15 protein-coding genes are annotated in these 18,883 nt (G+C 61.6%); 9 read left to right on the forward strand and 6 right to left on the reverse strand.

Annotated elements, in window-relative coordinates; translation table 11 throughout:
• Window positions 1-53 precede the first annotated feature (53 nt).
• The 6 genes from J2X71_RS22720 (at window position 54) to J2X71_RS22745 (ending at window position 7,928) form a co-directional block, all read left to right on the forward strand.
• Window positions 54-1,001 (forward strand): ABC transporter permease, encoded by a 948-nt coding sequence (locus tag J2X71_RS22720; RefSeq protein ID WP_007814628.1) that lies wholly within the window; start codon window positions 54-56, stop codon window positions 999-1,001.
• On the forward strand, window positions 998-1,882 hold the full coding sequence (locus J2X71_RS22725) for an ABC transporter permease (RefSeq protein ID WP_310385146.1): 885 nt from the start codon (window positions 998-1,000) through the stop codon (window positions 1,880-1,882). Before J2X71_RS22720 ends, J2X71_RS22725 begins: the two co-directional genes overlap by 4 nt.
• Window positions 1,883-1,903: 21 nt before the next feature.
• Window positions 1,904-3,688, forward strand: coding sequence for a gamma-glutamyltransferase family protein (locus J2X71_RS22730; protein ID WP_310385148.1), 1,785 nt, complete (start codon window positions 1,904-1,906; stop codon window positions 3,686-3,688).
• A 2-nt stretch (window positions 3,689-3,690) separates the two neighbouring features.
• Window positions 3,691-4,446, forward strand: coding sequence for a DUF1028 domain-containing protein (locus J2X71_RS22735; RefSeq protein WP_310385150.1), 756 nt, complete (start codon window positions 3,691-3,693; stop codon window positions 4,444-4,446).
• A gap of 52 nt (window positions 4,447-4,498) precedes the next feature.
• Entirely contained in the window at window positions 4,499-6,337 is a 1,839-nt protein-coding gene (locus tag J2X71_RS22740; RefSeq protein ID WP_310385152.1) for an ABC transporter ATP-binding protein, read from the forward strand.
• 259 nt (window positions 6,338-6,596) lie between these two features.
• Window positions 6,597-7,928, forward strand: coding sequence for a glucoamylase family protein (locus J2X71_RS22745; protein ID WP_310385154.1), 1,332 nt, complete (start codon window positions 6,597-6,599; stop codon window positions 7,926-7,928).
• 2 nt (window positions 7,929-7,930) lie between these two features.
• Here J2X71_RS22745 and J2X71_RS22750 read toward each other — a convergent pair whose 3' ends face one another.
• The 6 genes from J2X71_RS22750 to J2X71_RS22775 form a co-directional block, all read right to left on the reverse strand.
• Window positions 7,931-8,968 (reverse strand): ABC transporter ATP-binding protein, encoded by a 1,038-nt coding sequence (locus J2X71_RS22750; RefSeq protein WP_310385156.1) that lies wholly within the window; start codon window positions 8,966-8,968, stop codon window positions 7,931-7,933.
• Window positions 8,965-10,623, reverse strand: coding sequence for an iron ABC transporter permease (locus J2X71_RS22755; protein WP_310385158.1), 1,659 nt, complete (start codon window positions 10,621-10,623; stop codon window positions 8,965-8,967). Before J2X71_RS22755 ends, J2X71_RS22750 begins: the two co-directional genes overlap by 4 nt.
• Before the next feature lie 63 nt (window positions 10,624-10,686).
• Entirely contained in the window at window positions 10,687-11,712 is a 1,026-nt protein-coding gene (locus J2X71_RS22760) for an iron ABC transporter substrate-binding protein (RefSeq protein WP_310385159.1), read from the reverse strand.
• Window positions 11,713-11,917: 205 nt separating this feature from the next.
• A complete protein-coding gene (locus tag J2X71_RS22765; protein ID WP_310385161.1) occupies window positions 11,918-13,456 on the reverse strand; it encodes an aldehyde dehydrogenase family protein in 1,539 nt (512 codons plus the stop codon).
• A gap of 25 nt (window positions 13,457-13,481) precedes the next feature.
• On the reverse strand, window positions 13,482-14,765 hold the full coding sequence (locus J2X71_RS22770; protein ID WP_310385163.1) for an FAD-binding oxidoreductase: 1,284 nt from the start codon (window positions 14,763-14,765) through the stop codon (window positions 13,482-13,484).
• Window positions 14,766-14,834: 69 nt separating this feature from the next.
• Window positions 14,835-16,241 (reverse strand): VOC family protein, encoded by a 1,407-nt coding sequence (locus J2X71_RS22775; RefSeq protein WP_310385166.1) that lies wholly within the window; start codon window positions 16,239-16,241, stop codon window positions 14,835-14,837.
• A 103-nt stretch (window positions 16,242-16,344) separates the two neighbouring features.
• Between J2X71_RS22775 and J2X71_RS22780 the strand changes: the two genes are divergently transcribed.
• The 3 genes from J2X71_RS22780 (at window position 16,345) to J2X71_RS22790 (ending at window position 18,830) form a co-directional block, all read left to right on the forward strand.
• The gene (locus J2X71_RS22780; protein ID WP_310385168.1) at window positions 16,345-17,253 is read left to right on the forward strand and encodes a LysR substrate-binding domain-containing protein; all 909 of its coding nucleotides are present in this window, start codon (window positions 16,345-16,347) and stop codon (window positions 17,251-17,253) included.
• A gap of 70 nt (window positions 17,254-17,323) precedes the next feature.
• Window positions 17,324-17,560 (forward strand): Lrp/AsnC ligand binding domain-containing protein, encoded by a 237-nt coding sequence (locus J2X71_RS22785; RefSeq protein ID WP_007825394.1) that lies wholly within the window; start codon window positions 17,324-17,326, stop codon window positions 17,558-17,560.
• 103 nt (window positions 17,561-17,663) lie between these two features.
• Window positions 17,664-18,830: a glycosyltransferase family 4 protein gene (locus J2X71_RS22790; protein ID WP_310385170.1), complete on the forward strand. Its 1,167-nt coding sequence runs from the start codon at window positions 17,664-17,666 to the stop codon at window positions 18,828-18,830.
• The last annotated feature ends 53 nt before the right edge of the window (window positions 18,831-18,883 follow it).

Raw genomic sequence — 18,883 nt, forward strand, 5'->3', positions numbered from 1 at the left:
CTTCAGGAACGCGGCGACCCTCGCCGCGTTCCGTTGATGGTATCGGAGCGCCCATGTACAGGTTTATTGCCAAGCGGCTGTTGGTCGCCATTCCAACTTTGCTGATCATTTCGGTCTTTGTCTTCTCGCTGCAGAAACTTCTACCAGGCGATCCGGTTCTGGCCATGGCCGGCGAAGAGCGCGATCCGCAGGTGTTGGAATTCCTGCGGGAAAAATATCACCTCAACGACCCCGTTCCTTACCAGTATTTCTACTGGCTGGGCTCGGCCCTGAAGGGCGATCTCGGCATTTCGCTGCGCACCAACCAGCCGGTTCTCGAACTGGTGGCCGAAAAACTGCCGGTCACCATCCAGCTCGCCATCATGTCGATGATCTTCGCCTTCGTGATTGGCGTGCCGATGGGCATTCTGGCGGCCGTCAAGAAGAACACGATCATCGATTATCTCGCCAACATCATCGCATTATCCGGCCTGTCGATCCCGAATTTCTGGCTCGGCATCATGCTGATCCTGCTGATCTCGGTGAATCTCGGCTGGTTGCCAGCTTCAGGCTACGAGCCCTTCTTCTCCAATCCGCTGCGCTCGATCCAAACCATGCTGATGCCCTCCTTCGTGCTCGGCAACGCGCTCGCCGCCACGTTGATGCGCCACACGCGTTCGGCAATGCTGAGCGTCTTGAGCGCCGACTACATCCGTACCGCCCGCGCCAAGGGACTTCCGGAAAGCTCCGTCGTGCTGGAACACAGCTTCCGCAACGCGGTTCTGCCGATCGTCACACTGACCGCTCTGCTTTTCGGCGAACTTCTCGCCGGCGCGGTCCTCACCGAGCAGATTTTCACCATTCCAGGCTTCGGAAAACTCATCGTCGATGCCGTCTTCAACCGCGATTATGCTGTCGTCCAGGGCGTCGTCATCTGCACGGCGATCGGCTTTATCCTGATGAACCTCGTAGCCGATGTGCTCTATGTCCTTCTCAATCCGCGCATGAGAGCTTCGCTATGACCGCAATCGATCAAGTCGCAGCCGCGCCCATCACGTCTGCAGAGCAGCGTTCGCCGAGCCGCGCCTGGCGCAAGCTGAAAGCCAACAAGGGTGCGCTCGTCGGCCTCACCATCATCGCCTTCTTCGCAATCCTTGCCATCATCGCGCCGCTCCTGCCGCTCCCCGATCCGAACGCCACGAGCTGGTCGACGATCCGCAAGGCGCCGTCAGCGGCCCATTGGCTCGGCACCGACGACATCGGCCGCGATATTCTCTCCCGCATGATCTGGGGCGCGCAGGCCTCGCTGATGGCCGGCGTCTTTTCCGTGGCGATCGCCGTTTTCGTCGGCGTGCCCTTCGGCCTGATCTCAGGCTATTTCGGCGGCTGGATCGACATGATCATCTCCCGCATCACCGAAGCCTTCCTGGCGATGCCTTTCCTGATCACCGCGATCGCACTTGCCGCCTTCCTCGGCCCGAGCCTCAGCAATGCGATGATCGCGATCGGCCTTTCGGCCATGCCTATCTTCGTGCGGCTGACGCGTGGCCAGGTACTGGCGGTCAAGACCGAAGAATATATCGAAGGCGCGCGTTCCATCGGTCTTCGCCATTTCAGCATCATCACCCGCTACATCCTGCCGAATGTTTTCGCGCCGATCCTCGTGCAGGCGACGCTGACGATAGCAACCGCCATCATCGCCGAAGCCAGCCTCTCCTTCCTCGGCCTCGGCCAGCAGCCGCCGGCGCCAAGCTGGGGCTCGATGCTGAACGTTGCCAAGAACTTCCTGAGCCAGGCGCCGTGGATGGCGATGTGGCCCGGCATTGCCATCTTCCTCGTTGTTATCGGTTTCAATCTCTTGGGCGACGGCCTGCGCGATGCGCTCGATCCGCGCGAAGCATGACTCTTCGAAAGGACATATGAAATGACCGCATTCACGACCCGCCCCGAAATTCTGGGCACATTCGGCGTCGTCACCTCAACGCACTGGATCGCTTCGGCCGTCGGCATGAGCATCCTGGAAAAGGGCGGCAACGCCTTCGATGCGGCGGTTGCTGCCGGCTTCACCCTGCAGATCCTCGAGCCGCACCTCGTCGGCCCCGGCGGCGACATGCCGGCGATCATCTATTCGAAGAAGAAGGACAAGGTCGAGGTCATCTGTGCTCAAGGCCCTGCCCCGGCAGGCGCGACTATCGAGCACTATACGTCCGAGGGCCTGAAGCTGATCCCCGGCGACGGCCTGCTTGCAACCGTCATTCCCGGCTCCTTCGACGGCTGGATGCTGATGCTGCGCGACTACGGCAGGCTGAGCGTGCGCGACGTGCTGGAGCCGGCAATCTATTACGCCGAAAAAGGCCATCCCATGCTGCCGCGCGTCTCCGCCACCATCACGGGTCTTGCCGAATTCTTCGAAAAGGAATGGCCGACCTCCTACGAGACCTGGGTGCCGGGCGGTTCAGTTCCCGAGCCACATTCCAACTTCAAGAACCCGGTTCTCGCCGAAACTTGGAAGCGTATCATTTCCGAAGCGGAAGCAAAGCAGGGCCGCGAGGCGCAGATCGAAGCGGCCCGCGACGCCTTTTACCGCGGCTTCGTTGCCGAAAAGATCGCAAACTATCTGAAGACGGCCGAAGTGATGGATGCAAGCGGCAGTCGCCACAAGGCGGTGCTGATGGCAGACGATATGGCGAACTGGTCGGCGACGATCGAGGAGCCGCTGACCTATGACTATCACGGCTGGACGGTCGCCAAGATCGGCCCCTGGGGCCAGGGTCCTGTCTTCCTGCAGACGCTGTCGCTCCTCAAGGATATGGACATCGCCTCGATGACGCCCGATGGCGCCGATTTCGTCCATACTGTCACCGAGGCCATGAAACTCGCCTTCGCCGACCGTGAAGTCTATTACGGCGATCCCGCCTTCGCCGATATACCGCTCGATCATCTTCTGTCGGACACCTACGCCGCCGCCCGCCGCAAGCTCATCACGGGCGAAGCCTCCTTCGATCTTCGCCCCGGCAAGGTGGCGGGTTTCGAGCAACAATATGATGTGACGATGGACATGCTCGGCGCCGATTCCCAGACCGGCGCCGTCTACGAGCCGACCATGGCGCATCTGACGGAAAAGCGCGGCGACACCGTCCACATCGACGTCATCGACCGTGAAGGCAACATGGTCTCGGTCACCCCCTCGGGCGGCTGGCTGCAGTCCTCGCCGATCGTTCCGGGCCTCGGCTTCTGCTTGAATTCGCGGGCCCAGATGTTCTGGCTGAAGCCCGGACTGCCAACGTCGCTTGCTCCTGGCAAGCGCCCCCGTACCACGCTCACGCCTTCGCTCGGCCTTTATGAAGGACGCCCGACGCTCGCCTTCGGCACGCCCGGCGGCGACCAGCAGGAACAGTGGCAGCTTTCCTTCTTCTTGCGGTATGTGCACCACAAGATGAACCTGCAGGCGGCAATCGACCAGCCGCTCTTCCACACCTCGCATTTCCCCGGCTCCTTCTATCCGCGCACGCGTGAACCGGGCGGCCTGATGGTGGAAGGCAATTTCAGCGCTGCCGTACTCGACAGTCTGCGTGCCCGCGGCCACAAGCTCACCGTCGCCGAGCCTTGGACCATCGGCCGCCTGACGGCAGCCCGCCGCGATGCCGACGGCCTGCTGCGTGCCGCCGCCACGCCGCGCCTCATGCAGGCCTATGCGATCGGGAGGTAGGTATGACCTGGTCCATCGTCGCCCGTGATCCTGAGACAGGCAATCTCGGCATTGCCGTCGCCACCCGCTTCTTTGCGGTCGGCGGGCTGGTGCCGCATATCCGCGGCGGCATCGGCGCAGTCGCGACGCAGGCTTTCGTAAGCCCGCTCTACGGTACGGATGGGCTCGCTTTGCTTGCCACCGGCAAGGCGCCGGATGAGATCATCACCGAACTGACCGCCCATGATGCCGGCCGAGACCAGCGCCAGCTTCACCTGATCGATGCGCGCGGCCGCAACGCCGCCTTCACCGGCGCCCAATGCATCGACTGGGCCGGTCATCTGATCGACGACAATGTTTCCGTCGCCGGCAATATGCTGGCCGGACCCAATGTCGTCGCAGAGACGCTTGCTACCTATAAGAAGGCGTTGGATAAGCCCTTCATCGAGCGCCTGCTCGAAGCCATGCAGGCTGGCGAAGATGCCGGCGGCGACAAGCGTGGCAAGCAGTCTGCCGCTCTCCTCGTCCACCGCGATCAGGATTATCCCTGGCTTAGCATCCGCGCGGACGATCATCCCGACCCGCTCGCCGAACTGCGCCGGCTCTTTGCGGTGGCGCAGGAGCGCTACATGCATGTCGCCGAAACGATGGCGACCAAAGCGAACCCGAACGGAATGATTGACAGGCGCGAGATCGATGAAAAGATCGCGGCGCTGGAAGCGGTGCGCATTGCGGAAGGACGGCCGTCGGCCTCCTTCGCCACGCCTTTGAAGACCTGAAGCCCCTCCGGAAGAAGAACCTGCTTCCGGCACAAAAGAATAAGGGAACGATATGAGTGATCAGCCTGCAGCATCCGTCTCTTCGGTTCTTTCCGTCCGGAATCTGACGACCTCCTTTCTATCTGACGGCGAATGGAGATCCGTCGTCCGCAACGTCTCCTTCGATGTCATGCCGGGGGAAACAGTCGCCATCGTCGGCGAGAGCGGGTCCGGCAAGAGCGTCACCTCGCTTTCCATCATGCGCCTGCTCGCCAAGGGCTCAAGCCGCGTCGAGGGCAGCATCACGCTCAATGGGCGCGATATCCTTTCCCTCTCCGACAAGGAGATGCGTTCCGTGCGCGGCAAGGATGCCGCCATGATCTTTCAGGAACCGATGACCAGCCTGAACCCGATCTTCACCATTGGCCGACAGATTTCCGAGGCACTCACCTGCCACGGCGATATCAGCAAGGCTGACGCGCGAGCCGAAACGATCCGCCTCCTGGAGAAGGTGCGCATTCCGAACGCCGCATCCCGCTTCGATGAATATCCGCACCAGTTTTCCGGCGGCATGCGCCAGCGCGTTATGATTGCCATGGCACTCGCATCAAGGCCGAAGCTTTTGATCGCCGACGAACCGACCACCGCGCTCGACGTCACCATCCAGGGCCAGATCCTTGATCTCATCAAGGTGCTGCAGGAAGAGGAAGGCATGTCCGTTCTCTTCATCACCCATGACATGGGCGTCGTCGCCGAGATCGCCGATCGCACTATCGTCATGTATCGCGGCGAAGCAGTCGAAACCGGCACGACAGACGATATATTCAATCGCGGCAAACATCCCTATACACGCGCCCTGCTCTCTGCCGTGCCGCGGCTCGGTTCGATGGATGGTCGCAAATGGCCGTTGCGTTTCCCGGTGATCGACACCGCGACCGGCGAACGCCGCGAGCCGGTAGAAGTGGCCGAAACCGTCGACCGCCGCAAGACGCCGATCCTCGAAGTGAAGAACCTCGTTACCCGCTTCGATATTCGCGGCGGTTTCCTCGGCCGCAAGACCGGCGCCATCCACGCCGTGGAGGATGTGTCCTTCGAACTCTTCCAGGGCGAGACGCTGTCGCTCGTCGGCGAATCCGGCTGTGGCAAATCCACCACCGGACGTTCGATCACACGCCTGGTGCAGCCGAACGCCGGCTCTGTCAGCCTTGACGGCTATGACGTGCTGAACCTCGACGCGATCAGCCTGCGTCAGATGCGCCGCAGCATCCAGATGATCTTCCAGGACCCCTTCGCCAGCCTCAATCCGCGCATGACGATAGGGGCTGCCGTCGCCGAACCCATTGTCGAACATGGTCTAGGCACCCGTCTTCAGGCCCGCGAAAAAGCCGCCGACCTGCTCGAACGCGTCGGCCTGAAGCCGGACATGATGAAGCGTTACCCGCATGAATTTTCCGGCGGCCAGCGCCAGCGCATCTGCATCGCCCGCGCTCTTGCGCTCGACCCGAAGGTGATCGTCGCAGATGAAAGCGTGTCCGCCCTCGACGTTTCGATCAAGGCGCAGGTCTGCAATCTGCTGATGGATCTGCAGCAGAGCCTCAACCTCGCCTTCCTTTTCATCTCCCACGACATGGCGGTGGTCGAACGCGTCAGCCACCGCGTTGCGGTCATGTATCTCGGCGAGATCGTCGAGATCGGCCCGCGCGAAGAGCTCTTCCGCAATCCGCAGCATCCCTACACCAGGAAGCTGATGGCGGCTGTTCCGGTGCCCGATCCCGCCCGCCGCGGCATCCGCCGCAACCTCGGCACCGACGAACTGAAAAGCCCCGTCCGCCCCGTGGGTTACGTGCCTCCGAAGCGTCAGTTCCGCGAGGTCGTAGCAGGCCATATGGTGCGGATGGAGGAAGCCGCCTGAGCTAGTCCAGGAGGCTCAACCGACAGTTTAAGGATGGTGGGTATTGCAAGGGATTAAACCACATCCCCGGGGGGTGCGGTTTAATCCCTTTTGCTGCATCGCTTATATCATTTATTCCAGATATTATTTCACTGGGAATTATTAACGCCAATCGGCGACGTTTGTGTTCTCTTATCCTTGCGAATCAAAAAGGTTTGATTTGCCTGGGGGCAGCCACCATGTTGAAGCATGGGGCGATAGAACAGTTGGGCAGGAGCACATGCTGCAACGGATTGAAGACATTGATGCCGCGCTAGTCGACAGGCTGCAGCATTCAGCGTTCAAATATTTCCTGAAATACTCCAATCCTGAAAACGGCCTTGTGCCGGATACGTCGATCCCCGGCGTGCCGGCGAGCATCGCCGCGGTCGGCTTCGGACTTTCCTCCTATCCCGTCGGCGTCGAGCGCGGCTGGATCAGCCGCGCGGAAGCTGCCGAACGCGTCTTCAACACGCTGCATTTTTTCGCCAACGCCAAGCAGGGCACGGAACGCCACGCGACCGGGCATCGCGGTTTCTTCTACCACTTCCTGCACGTGGATACCGGCAACCGCGCCTGGAACAGCGAGCTTTCGACCATCGATACTGCTCTGCTCGTCGCCGGTATCCTGACCGCCGCGCAATATTTCGACGGCGAGGATCAAACCGAGACCGAGATTCGCGCGCTCGCAAAATTCATCTATGAGCGCGTCGACTGGCGCTGGGCGCTGAACAAGGGCGATTGTATCTCGATGGGCTGGAAGCCCTCTTCGGGCTTTCTGCGCTGGCGCTACCATGGCTTCGATGAAGCGATCATTCTCTACACACTGGCGCTGGCATCACCGACCTACCCGATCCCGCAATCGAGTTATGACGCCTTCACGGCAAGCTATTCGTGGATGATTTTCAACGAGCAGCCCTATCTCTATGCCGGCCCGCTCTTCATCCATCTCTTCTCCCATGCCTGGATCGATTTCCGAGGCATCCAGGACAAGCCGATGGTCGAGCGGAACTGGGACTATTTCCGCAACACGCAGGTCGTCATCAACGTCCAGCGCGACTACGCGGAACGCAATCCCGGCCAGTTCGTCGGCTACAGCAAGGATATCTGGGGCTTCACGGCTTGCGATGGCCCGCCGCCGACGCGGCGCATGCGCGGTGGCCGCAGCCCGAAAGTACTGGGTTATGCCGCCCGCGGTGCTCCGCTCGGCCCCGATGACGGCACGATCGCGCCCTGGGCAGCGCTCGGCTGCCTGCCCTACGACCGGCAGGCTGCCCTGGACGGCACCAAGGCGCTGCTGACGACCTATCCGAACCTGCTCCTGGAAGGCGGCTTCCCTGGCGGCTTCAACCCGACAGTCCAGACCAAGCGGCCTGAGGGTTGGGTCGATGACCGAACCGTGGCCATAGACCAGGGCCTCCTCGTCATGACGGTCGAGAACGACCGCTCAGACTTCATCTGGAAGCTGATGCGCAAGTCGCCGGTCATCCGCCTCGGCCTCGAGCGCGCTGGCTTCACCGGCGGCTGGCTGGCCGGCGAAGAGCCGCAGGAGCTGGTTCTGAAGGCAGGCTGAACTTACCGCGAAAAGACATGCGCCTTGCCGGCGATATCGAGGCGAACGAGATCGCCCCGCGCCGGCAACGCCACGCTCGATGTCTTGATGAGGATCGGCGGCAGGGCGACAGCGGCAAGCGACACCGCCACCGTGCAGGTCGCGCCGCCGAATTCTACATCCACGACACGCCCGCCATATTTCGCGTTGTCCTCACCGACAACGACGCGGATCTGCTCCGGCCGCAGCATGATTTCCGCCTTGCCCTGATGGGCTCCCTCAACCGGCACGCTGCCGAGCGCACAATCGGCAAAACCATTCTTGATGATCGCCGGCAGCATCACCGCATCGCCAAGGAAAAGCGCGGTCTCGCGATCCCGCGGCTTGAGATAGAGCGTCTGCGGCGTGCCGGCCTGCACAAGCCTCCCCTCGCGCAATACCGCAACCTGATCGGCAAAGGACAGGGCCTCACCCTGATCGTGGGTCACGAGGACGGCGGTGATGCCGGCGGCCTGCAACACGCGGGCCACGGCCTTTCGCATGTTTTCGCGCAGCCCCGTATCCAGGGCCGAAAACGGCTCATCCAGCAGCATCAGGCGCGGCCGGCGGCCGAGCGCACGGGCAAGCGCCACACGCTGCTGCTGGCCGCCCGAAAGCTGGTGCGGGCGGCGATCCAGCATACTGTTTTCCAGCTCCACCATTTCCAGAAGGTCGCGAATTCGCTTTTCGCGATCCGGCGCGCCGCGCTCGAAACCGAAGCCGATATTTTCTGCGACACTTAGATGCGGAAAGAGCGCGCCATCCTGCGAGACGATGCCGATGCCGCGCTTGTGGGCGGGAACGCACGCCGGCCCGTCAGCGAGCACCTCACCATCGAGCGTTACCCGGCCGGCGTCAGGCTGTTCGAAGCCGGCAATGATGCGCAGCAGCGTCGTCTTGCCGGAACCGGAGGGACCGACAACCGCCGTACGGCTGCCCGCCTGCACTTCAAGCGAGATATCCTTCAGGGCCTGAACCGGCCCATAACGCTTGCTGATAGCGTCGATCGTAAGCAGCGTCATTGGCCGGCAGTCCGTTTCGATTGGGCATAGAGCATGAGGGTGAGTGGCAGCGACAGCACGACCATCATGAAGGCATAGGGTGCTGCAGAGACATAATCGATCTCGCTGGTCATCGACCAAAATTTCGTCGCCAGCGTATCGACGCCGTTTGGCGACAACATCAGCGTCGCCGTCAGTTCATTGGTGATGCCGAGTGCTGCGAGCGCCACGCTGGCGGCGGCCCCCGGCGCTGCGAGCCGCATGGTGATCTGGCGCACGGCCTGTCCCGGCGTGCGGCCAAGCCCCATTGCCGCCCGCTCCAGCTCGACAGGCGCCTGCGCAATGCTGGCGCGCAGGCCGACCATGGCGCGCGGCAGGAAGAGCAGTACATAGGCGACGAGCAGCGTTGCAAAGGTCTGGTAGAGCGGCAGGATGAGACGGACGGTGATCGAGACAAGCGCAAGCGCCACGACGACACCGGGCAGCGAACCGACATAATAGTGGCAGGCTTCGAGGATGCGCTGGAGGCGGCCCGGCGCGCGCACCGAGAGCCAGGCCATAGGGGCAGCAGCGATCGTCGTCAGCACGCCACCGGCGACGGCGAGAACGATCGTCTGTGCAAAGGCACTCGCCACCTCGATGCGCCAGATGCCGAGCCCGCCGAGATAGAGCCAACGCCCGAGCGTGATCAGCGGCACGCCGAGCGTCAGCGCTGCGAGGACGATCGGCAGCGCCACGGCGGGCACTACGAACCAGCCGAGCCGGCGACGGCCTGCCGGGCGCGCTGAGCCGGAGCCAACGCGTGCATATCGCTCATTGCCGCGCAGCAGGATCTCGAGGCCGAGCAGGAACAGGCAGCAGGCGACGAGCACGCCGCCGAGCATGTTGGAAGCCGGGCTGTTGTAGGAAGACTGGAACTGGTCGACGATCGCGGTTGCAAACGTGTCGAAGCGGATCATCACGAACAGACCGTATTCCGACAGCAGGTGCAGCGCGATCAGCAGCGAGCCGCCGCAGATGGCCAGGCGAAGCTGCGGCAGGACCGCGCGGAAGAAGACCCGCCACGGATCGAGGCCAAGCGAAGCAGCGGCATCCTCGATGGCCGGATCGAGCCGGCGCAGTGCCGCGGCAACCGGCAGATAGAGGAAGGGGTAATAGGCAAGCACCGAAACAAAGACGCCGCTCTGCAACCCGCGCATGCCTGGAAGCAGGCTGACCCAGGCATAGGAATGCACGAAGGCCGGCACGGCAAGCGGGGCAATAGCGAGCCACGCCCAGAGCCGTGCGAACGGGATATCCGTCCGCTCTGTCAGCCAGGCGAGTGTGACGGCAAGCGCGATAGACAGCGGAACGGTGATCGATTCCAAAAGAACCGTATTGATGAGAAGCTCGCCGACGCGCGGGCGAAAGACCAGCGTTTTTACCGTTTCCCAGCCGACATCATAGGTCACCCAGCCGATGAAGCCGAGCGGCACGAGGCTGAAGATCGCTACGATTGATGCGACGAGAACGACGGAAGCGTGCGGCATGCGCCAGCGCGGCAAAACCATTCGCGAGGCCCTTGGCGCCTCGTTGCTGGATGCGAGCAATCTATTGTCCTGCAGCAAGGCCGATGCCTTCACACGCTGAAAAAGGAAGGCAACCGCCTTTGAGGAGCGGTTGCCAGATTTCGTCATGCCCTAAGGTTTTCTTGAGCCAAAAGCAATAGTTTTGGCTGGAAGAAGACTGCGGCAGAAAGGTTAGATAAGGCCGGCGGCCGTCATCAGCTCCACGACCTTCTTGCTGTCGAGCGTCGAGGCTTCAACCTTTGGGGCGTTAAGGTCGGCAAGCGGTACCAGCTTGTCGTTGGAGGCTGCATCCTTGCCGATGGCGTATTCAAAGGAATCGCCGTCCTTGAGCACGGTCTGGCCAGCCTTGCTGGTGAGGTACTTCAGGAAAGCCTGAGCTTCCTTCATGTGTTGCGTGGACTTCAGGATACCGCCGCCCGAAACGCTGACGAAGGCGCCCGGATCCTGGTTCTTGAAATAGTGCAGGCCGATATTCTTGCTGTTCTCACCGGTCTTGGCCTGATCGCCGAACCAGTAATAGTGATAGATGATCGCGCCTTCGACTTCACCGGCATTAACCGCCTTCATGGCAACGCTGTTGCCCTTGTAGGGGGTGGCATTGTCCTTGAGTCCCTTCAGCCAGGCCTTGGTGGCGTCTTCACCCTTCAGCTGCAGGAGGGCGGCAACGATTGCCTGGAAGTCGGCGCCTGCGGGAGCCGCGCCCCAGCGACCCTTCCAGGCCGGGTCCTGCAGGTCGAGCATCGACTTCGGCAGTTTGTCTTCGGTCAGCTTCGTCTTGTCATAGGCAAAAACCGTGGTGCGCGCGGCAATGCCGGTCCACATGCCGTCGGCCGGGCGATACTGCTCCGGAACCTGCTCCAGCGTGTCCTTATCGACGGGCGCAAACAGGCCGGCACCATCGACCAGCGTCATGGCCGGCGAGTTTTCGGTGAGGAAAACGTCGGCGGGCGAAGCATCGCCTTCCTGGATGATCTGGTTGGCGAACTGCATATCGCTGCCCTGGCGCATGGTGACCTTGATGCCGGTCTCCTTGGTGAAGGCATCGATCCATTCGCGGCCGAGGCTTTCGTGCTGGGCATTATAGACGACGATGCCTTCAGACTGCTGCGCATTGGCACTGCCTGCGAGCGCGGTGGCTGCGAGAAGTGAAGCGGCAAGCGCAAGCGCGCCGGAAAGACGGTTAAGAGCAATTTTCATGATGGCCTCCGTGGCGATGTCACCCGAGCTCCCAAGGGTGATGGCAGGCGTATATTTTTGTTGACTGATTACTTCAAGTTTCGAGGTCAAAAATAACATCACATTATCTTGACTCAATCTTTCATCTTCGCGGGGAATAAATCCGGATTTCGTCAAAAAAAACGACGCCGGCGAGGCGTCGCTTCTTAGATTCCAATGCGTTAGCTTATTCGACGTCGAACTTGACGCCCTGCGCCAGCGGCAGCGTCTTGCCGTAATTGACGGTGTTGGTGGAGCGTCGCATGTAAGCCTTCCAGGCATCCGAACCGGATTCACGGCCGCCGCCTGTCTCCTTCTCGCCGCCAAAGGCTCCGCCGATCTCAGCACCGGACGGACCAATATTGACATTGGCGATGCCGCAATCCGAACCGCGCGAAGACAGGAAGGTCTCAGCTTCGCGCATATTGTTGGTGAAGATCGAGGACGACAGGCCCTGCGGCACAGCGTTGTGCAGCTCCAGCACAGCGTCGAAATCGCTATACTTCATGACGTAGAGGATTGGCGCGAAGGTTTCCTGCTCGACCGGGCCGGTTTGCTCAGACATTTCGACGAGTGCGGGGCGAACATAGAAGGCTTCTGCCGAACCGTTCTCGACGCGCTCACCACCTACGACAGCGCCGCCGGCGGCCTTTGCCTGGCCGAGAGCCGTCTGCATCTTGTCAAAGGCCTGCCCGTCGATCAGCGGGCCAACCAGCGTGCCTGTTTCCAGCGGGTTGCCGATCGTCACCGAACCATAGGCCTTCTTCAACCGCGGAACGAGCTGGTCGTAGACGCTCTCATGCACGAAGAGACGGCGCAGCGTCGTGCAGCGCTGGCCGGCCGTGCCCATAGCCGCGAAGGCAACGCCCCGCAGCGTCAGATCAAGATCGGCCGTCGGGCAGACGATTGCGGCATTGTTGCCGCCAAGCTCCAGGATTGCGCGGGCAAAGCGCTGCGACAGGCGCGGACCTACGGCGCGGCCCATGGCCGTGGAGCCGGTGGCCGAAACGAGCGGGATCTTCGGATGGTCGACCAGCACTTCGCCAACCTCGCGGCCACCGATCAGGAGCGTCGAGAGATTTGCCGGCGCCTTGCCGCCTTCAGCAACAAAACGCTTCAGCGCCTTCTCGAACAGCGCCTGGACGGCAAGCGCCGTCAGCGGCGTCTTTTCCGAAGGCTTCCAGACCGTGGAATTGCCGCAGACGATGGCGAGTGCCGCATTCCACGACCAGACAGCCACAGGGAAATTGAACGCCGAGATGATGCCGATGGCGCCAAGCGGATGCCAGCTTTCCATCATCCGGTGCTCTGCGCGCTCGGTGGCGATCGTCAGGCCATAGAGCTGGCGGGAAAGGCCGACTGCGAAATCGCAGATATCGATCATTTCCTGCACTTCGCCGAGGCCCTCAGAGGTGATCTTGCCGACTTCGATCGAGACCAGGCGGCCGAGTGCAACCTTGGAGGCCCGCAGCTCTTCGCCGAGCAGGCGGATCAGCTCGCCGCGCTTCGGCGCCGGAACGGCACGCCATTCGAGGAAAGCCTTGTGCGCCGCGTCGATCGCCTCCTTGGCGTCCGCAACAGAATGCTCCTTCAGCTTTCCGATTTCCTTGCCCGTGATCGGTGATGTCACCGAAAGCGTACCGCCGGTATATCTGTTGGCATCGACGCCGAGATCGGCGAGCAGCTTGGCGGTTTCGGTGGCGAGATCGAGGACGGCGATGGTCATTGTCTTGGTTCCATTCTTGTTGTTCTCAGAAACGGGCATCGGCGAAATGGGCGACCTGAGCGCCGGCTTCGTACCATAATTCCTTGAGTGCGCGGAAGCTCGGCTCGCGAGGATCGGTCAGCGGCAAAGGCAGATCCGCTTCGGCCATCCGGCCAAGAATATGCTCCGCCAAAGTGCGGCCGAACACTGTCCCGGGCGCGATCCCACGGCCATTATAGCCCGAAAAGCCGATGACATTGGGAGCGAATTTGTGGAAGCGCGGCAGTGCATTGTCGGTCATGCCAATCTGCCCGTACCATTCGCACTCGAATTCGATATCGCCGATCTCGGGGAAAAGCCGCTTCAGCGAGCGCTTCGCCCAGCCTTTGTGCACGGAAAGGCCAGTATTGCGCAACGCCCCGACACTGCCGAAGACCAGGCGGCCGGCCTGATCCATCCGGAAGGAGGAGAGGATTTCCTTTGTATCCCACGCACCCTCGCGATTGGGCAGGATCGACTGGCGCAGATTGTGGCCGAGCGGCACGGTGGCAAAATTGAAATAGGGCAGAAACACCTGCTCGTTGCGCACCTGCTCCCAGGGGCCGGTGCTGTAGGCGTCGGTCGCCACGATGATCCAGTGGGCGCTCACCTGTCCGCGCGCCGTCTTTACCACCCAGCGGCTGCCCTGCCGCTCGGTTGCGATAACAGGGCTTGCCGTATGCAACACGACACCCGCCTTCTGCGCCGCATGGGCAAGCCCGCGCGCATAGGCAAGTGGCTGCAGCGTGCCGGCCCGCATATCGAGCAGCGATCCGGCATAGGCATTCGTACCGATGCGTTTTGCCGTCTCATCCGCATTGAGCAATGTGACGGGCGCGCCGCGCGCCGACCATTGCTTGTAGCGCTCCTCGACTTCCTTCAACCCATCCGGACCGACGGCGCAATGCAGCGTACCCTGCTTTTCGAGCTCGCAAGCAATGCCATGCTTTTCGATCAGTTCCATCACCAGCCGTGGCGCGTTGCCAAGCAGGTCGAGCAGACGCTCGCCATAAACCGGGCCGAGCACACCGGGCAGGTCATCAGGCATGACCCACATGCCGGCATTGATGAGGCCGACATTGCGACCTGCGCCGCCGAAGCCGATCTCCTTGGCCTCGAGCAGCACGACCCGCGATCCGGCTTCGGCCAGATGCAGGCCGGAAGAAAGACCCGTATAGCCGCCACCGACGATGACGACGTCGGCCTCGATAGCGCCTTCCAGCACAGAGGTGACGGGTGGCTGGGGAGCAGTCTTTTCCCACAGGCCGTGGGAGCGCGGATCATTGAGCATCGGACAGTCCAGTCAGGATCGAAATCGGCACTCTAGCGCCGCCTCCGCCCTTGCGGAAGCGGCCAAATATCAGGCGACCGTCTTTAGCTCCAGGCCGGAAAGGCAGAGCTTTTCCATGGCCATGTCGAGCGAGGCGGCCTGCCGCTCGGCATAGAGCGCGAGCTCGTCCTGGACCTTCGCGCCGAGCGCCTCCTCGAAGGCATCCCGATTCGAGCGTGTCGCATAATTCTGCTGCTGGTCCGTGCCGAGGTTCGACTGGAAGATACCGGCCGCGCTGACCGGCAGGAAATCCTCGTAGATGATGGGATCGAACCGCAGATAGCCCCTAGCGATCAACGCGTCCGGATCGGAGGGCAGCTGTCCCTTGGCCGCAATACCTTCGGGCGTCGCCGAATAATGGAAGAAGGCAAACCCCTCGCGCCGCAGCTCGTCCCAGCTGTCCGGCAGTGCTTTGAAACGCCCGGCAAGTTCGGCATCGTAGTCGCCGGCCTTAGCGCCGGATGCGCCGACCTGCACTTCGCCTCGCACCGAGGCAAGCAGCCGATCATAGAGCGCCCGCCCCTTGGCCGTCAGCGCCACGCCGCGCTGTTCGATCTCGCCGAAGCGGGCCGTATGCGTGCCTGATGTCGTCCCGGCCTCGCCGGCAAAAGCAATCGGCTCTTCCAGAGCCTTGAAGCTCGTCTGCCGCAGCAGGATATCGCAATTGCGTCGCGGCGGGCCTTCGATGACGGCCTTGGGCGTGATGCCGCGCTCCGGCATGCGCCGTTGCACTTCATCAATATCGAGCGTGCGCGGCGTCAGATGGTTGATATGCGGCCCCTTGAAACTGACGACGTCTGCAATGAGGCGGTGGGCATCATGCAGACGCTTGTAGGTCTCGGCGCTGACCGTCGCCTCGCCGTGCCAGCGGAAGGTTTCCAGCGCCTCGGCAACGAATTCCGCAGCTTCCGCTTCCGTCAGACCGCCGGCCTTTTCATGCTGTTCGATGAGGGCGATGGCACGCGGTGTGTAGATGCGCCGTCTGGCGAGGATTGCCGCGGCTTCAGCGCGCAACTCTTCGTCTTCGATCAGTTCCAAGCGCAACAACGAGGTGAAGACGCGGAACGGATTGACCTTCAGCGCCGCCTCATCCACCGGCCGGAAGCAGGTGGAATGTACGGGAACGCCGGCGACGGACAGATCGTAATAACCGACCGACTGCATCCCCATGACGGCAAAGAGCCGCCGGATCGTAAACAGCTCTTCGGCCGTTCCGAGACGGATCGCGCCATGGCGCTCGACATCGATGCGCTCAAGTTCGCCTGCACGCCGAAGCCGCCCGCTCAGTTCCTGGTCTCTCGCGAGGACTTCGGCGTTGACCTCCCCCACGAGCTCGATCAACGTTCCGTATTGCGGCACCTCCGTCCGGTACATCTGCGACATGGCTTCGGTGAAAAGCGAACGGATGCGATCTGTGGAGACGAAAGCGCCGGGCATGAGAAAACTCCGCGTTCATTCCGATTTTGCAGGATGAAGTTCTTTACAAGGCCGCTGAAGCGGTGAATATCGACGTTTCGGAAATAGTTCATTCTGAAATGGAATGATCATGCTCTCACCAAGACGTTTTTTGCCGTCGATCTCGCACCTCGCCGCCTTCGAAGCGGTCGCCCGCACCGGCAGCGTTACGTCAGCCGCCCGCGAACTCGACCTGACGCAGAGCGCCGTGAGCCGCCAGATCAAGGCGCTGGAGGAACAACTCGGCGTCGAGCTTTTCCTACGCGAACGCCAGACCGTGCGACTTACTCTTGCCGGAGACGCCTACGCGCGTGAGATCCGCGAGGCACTCCGGCGTATCTCCAGCGCCTCGCTAAATCTGCGCGCTAACCCGCATGGCGGTACTTTGAACCTCGCCATTCTGCCGACCTTCGGCACGCGCTGGCTGGCGCCGCGCCTCGGCCGCTTCCTTGCCACCAATCCGGGCGTCACGATCAACCTCGTGACTCGGCTCTCCTCCTTCGATTTCCGCCTTGATTCTATCGATGCTGCCATCCACTTCGGTCATCCCCACTGGCCGGGCGCGGAACTCGCCTTTCTGATGTCGGAACGCACGCTGCCCGCCTGCAGCCCGGATTTCCTCAAACACAACGCGATTTCCCGCGCGGAAGACCTGCTGACAGCGCCCCTCCTGCATCTGACAACCCGGCCCGACGCCTGGGAACGCTGGTTTGCCGACAACGGCGTCGTCTTCGAAAGCGTGCACGGCATGCTGTTCGACCAGTTTGCGACGGCAGCGCAAGCGGCAATCGCCGGCCTCGGTGTTGCCCTGCTGCCGACTTTCCTCATCCAGGAAGAACTGAAGCGCGGCGATCTCATCCCCGCCGTCGACCGCGAGATGGAAAGCCGCGAACGCTATTATCTCGCTTTTCCGCCGGAACGCGCAGATTACGCTCCGCTTGCCGCCTTCCGCGACTGGATTGTCTCCGAAGCCCGTTCGGGTTCTGAAATGTAAGGAAGGCTTGCATCGCAGCAGCGGTTTCGACCATTATGCGCGCCATCAGAATTCGATGCAGGAAATTCCCATGAAGCCGATCTTCGTCCAGCTCCAGTGCGCCCCCGGCAAGACCTACGAGGTCGCCGACGCCATCTACAAGACCGAACTGGTCTCGGAGCTCTACTCGACATCAGGCAATTACGACCTGCTGCTCAAGGTCTACATCGAAGAAGGCCAGGATATCGGCAAGTTCATCAATGACAACATCGCCAACATCCCGGGCATCGTCCGTTCGCTGACGACATTGACCTTCAAGGCGTTCTGAACCGGTTAACCCTTTTGCAAATAAAGCCGTTCGAGGTGCATCTTCATATACCGCACCTTAACGGCCGGCGTGGCTGGTCATTCCCACAGAGAATAGGTGGGAAATGTCCGTCTCCATGACAGAGACCGTCGAAAAAAGGCCGCAGCTTGATGCTGCGCCTCTCATCGTGCATGTCGTGCGCCAGTTTCTGCCGAACCGCGGCGGCCTGGAAGATGTGGTCGCAAATCTCGCCCGCCAGACCCTGAAACGCGGATATCGTGTTCGCGTCGTCACGCTCAATTCCCTCTTTACGGCACTTGAAAACAAGCTGCCGGCGCACGAAACCATCGACGGCATCGAGATCGTGCGCATCCCCTGGTCGGGCAGCAGCCGCTATCCGCTGGCGCCGCAGGTGTTCCGTCATATCGGCGATGCCGACCTTATCCATGTCCATGCGATCGACTTCTTCTTCGACGCACTCGCCTGGGGCAGGTTCCTGCATCGCAAGCCCATGGTCGTCACGACCCATGGCGGCTTCTTTCACACGAAGAAATTCCTGGCCATCAAGAAGGTTTGGTTCAGGACGCTGACACGGCGCTCGGCACTGGCTTATAGCCGCGTTGTCTGCTGCAGCGCGTCAGATCTCAGCCAGTTCATCCAGATCGTCCCCGATGGCATTACCATCGAGAATGGTGCCGATATCGGCAAATTCGCCAATGCCTCCTCGCGCACCCCTGAACGGCGCGTCGTCACTATCGGGCGCTTCTCGGTAAACAAACGGCTCGATCTGCTACTGGATGCAACGGCAGCGCTCGTCAAACGCAATCCCGACTGGCGTCTCGATATCATCGGCGCCGAATCCGATCTCAACGCCGCCGATCTCAGGCGCGAGATCACCGCAAGGTCGCTGGACACAGCGATCACCCTGACTATTTCGCCGGATAATCAATCGATCCGCGAGATCATCGCAAAAGCATCCCTCTTCGCTTCCGCCTCGGAATATGAAGGTTTCGGCCTCGTTGCGCTGGAAGCGATGAGTGCCGGCCTGCAGCCGGTCCTGAACTCCAATGAGGCTTACCGCGTACTTGCCGGACGGCACGAGGAGATCATTCTCGCCGACTTCATGAAGCCGGATCGGGCCGCTGACGCGATCGAGGAAGCTTACCGGAAAGTAAGCGCCGAGGGTGCAGCGCTGCGGGAGAGCCTTGTTCAGGCCGCGCACGCTTATTCGTGGGACGCAGTCGCCGAACGCTATATCGACCTCTACCGGTCGATCGGCATTGCCACCTAGAGCATTTCCGAACACAAAACCGCTGCACGGTTTTGCGGGAATTGCTCCAACAA

This window comes from Rhizobium sp. 1399 (genome assembly GCF_031455475.1).
Classification (GTDB): domain Bacteria; phylum Pseudomonadota; class Alphaproteobacteria; order Rhizobiales; family Rhizobiaceae; genus Rhizobium.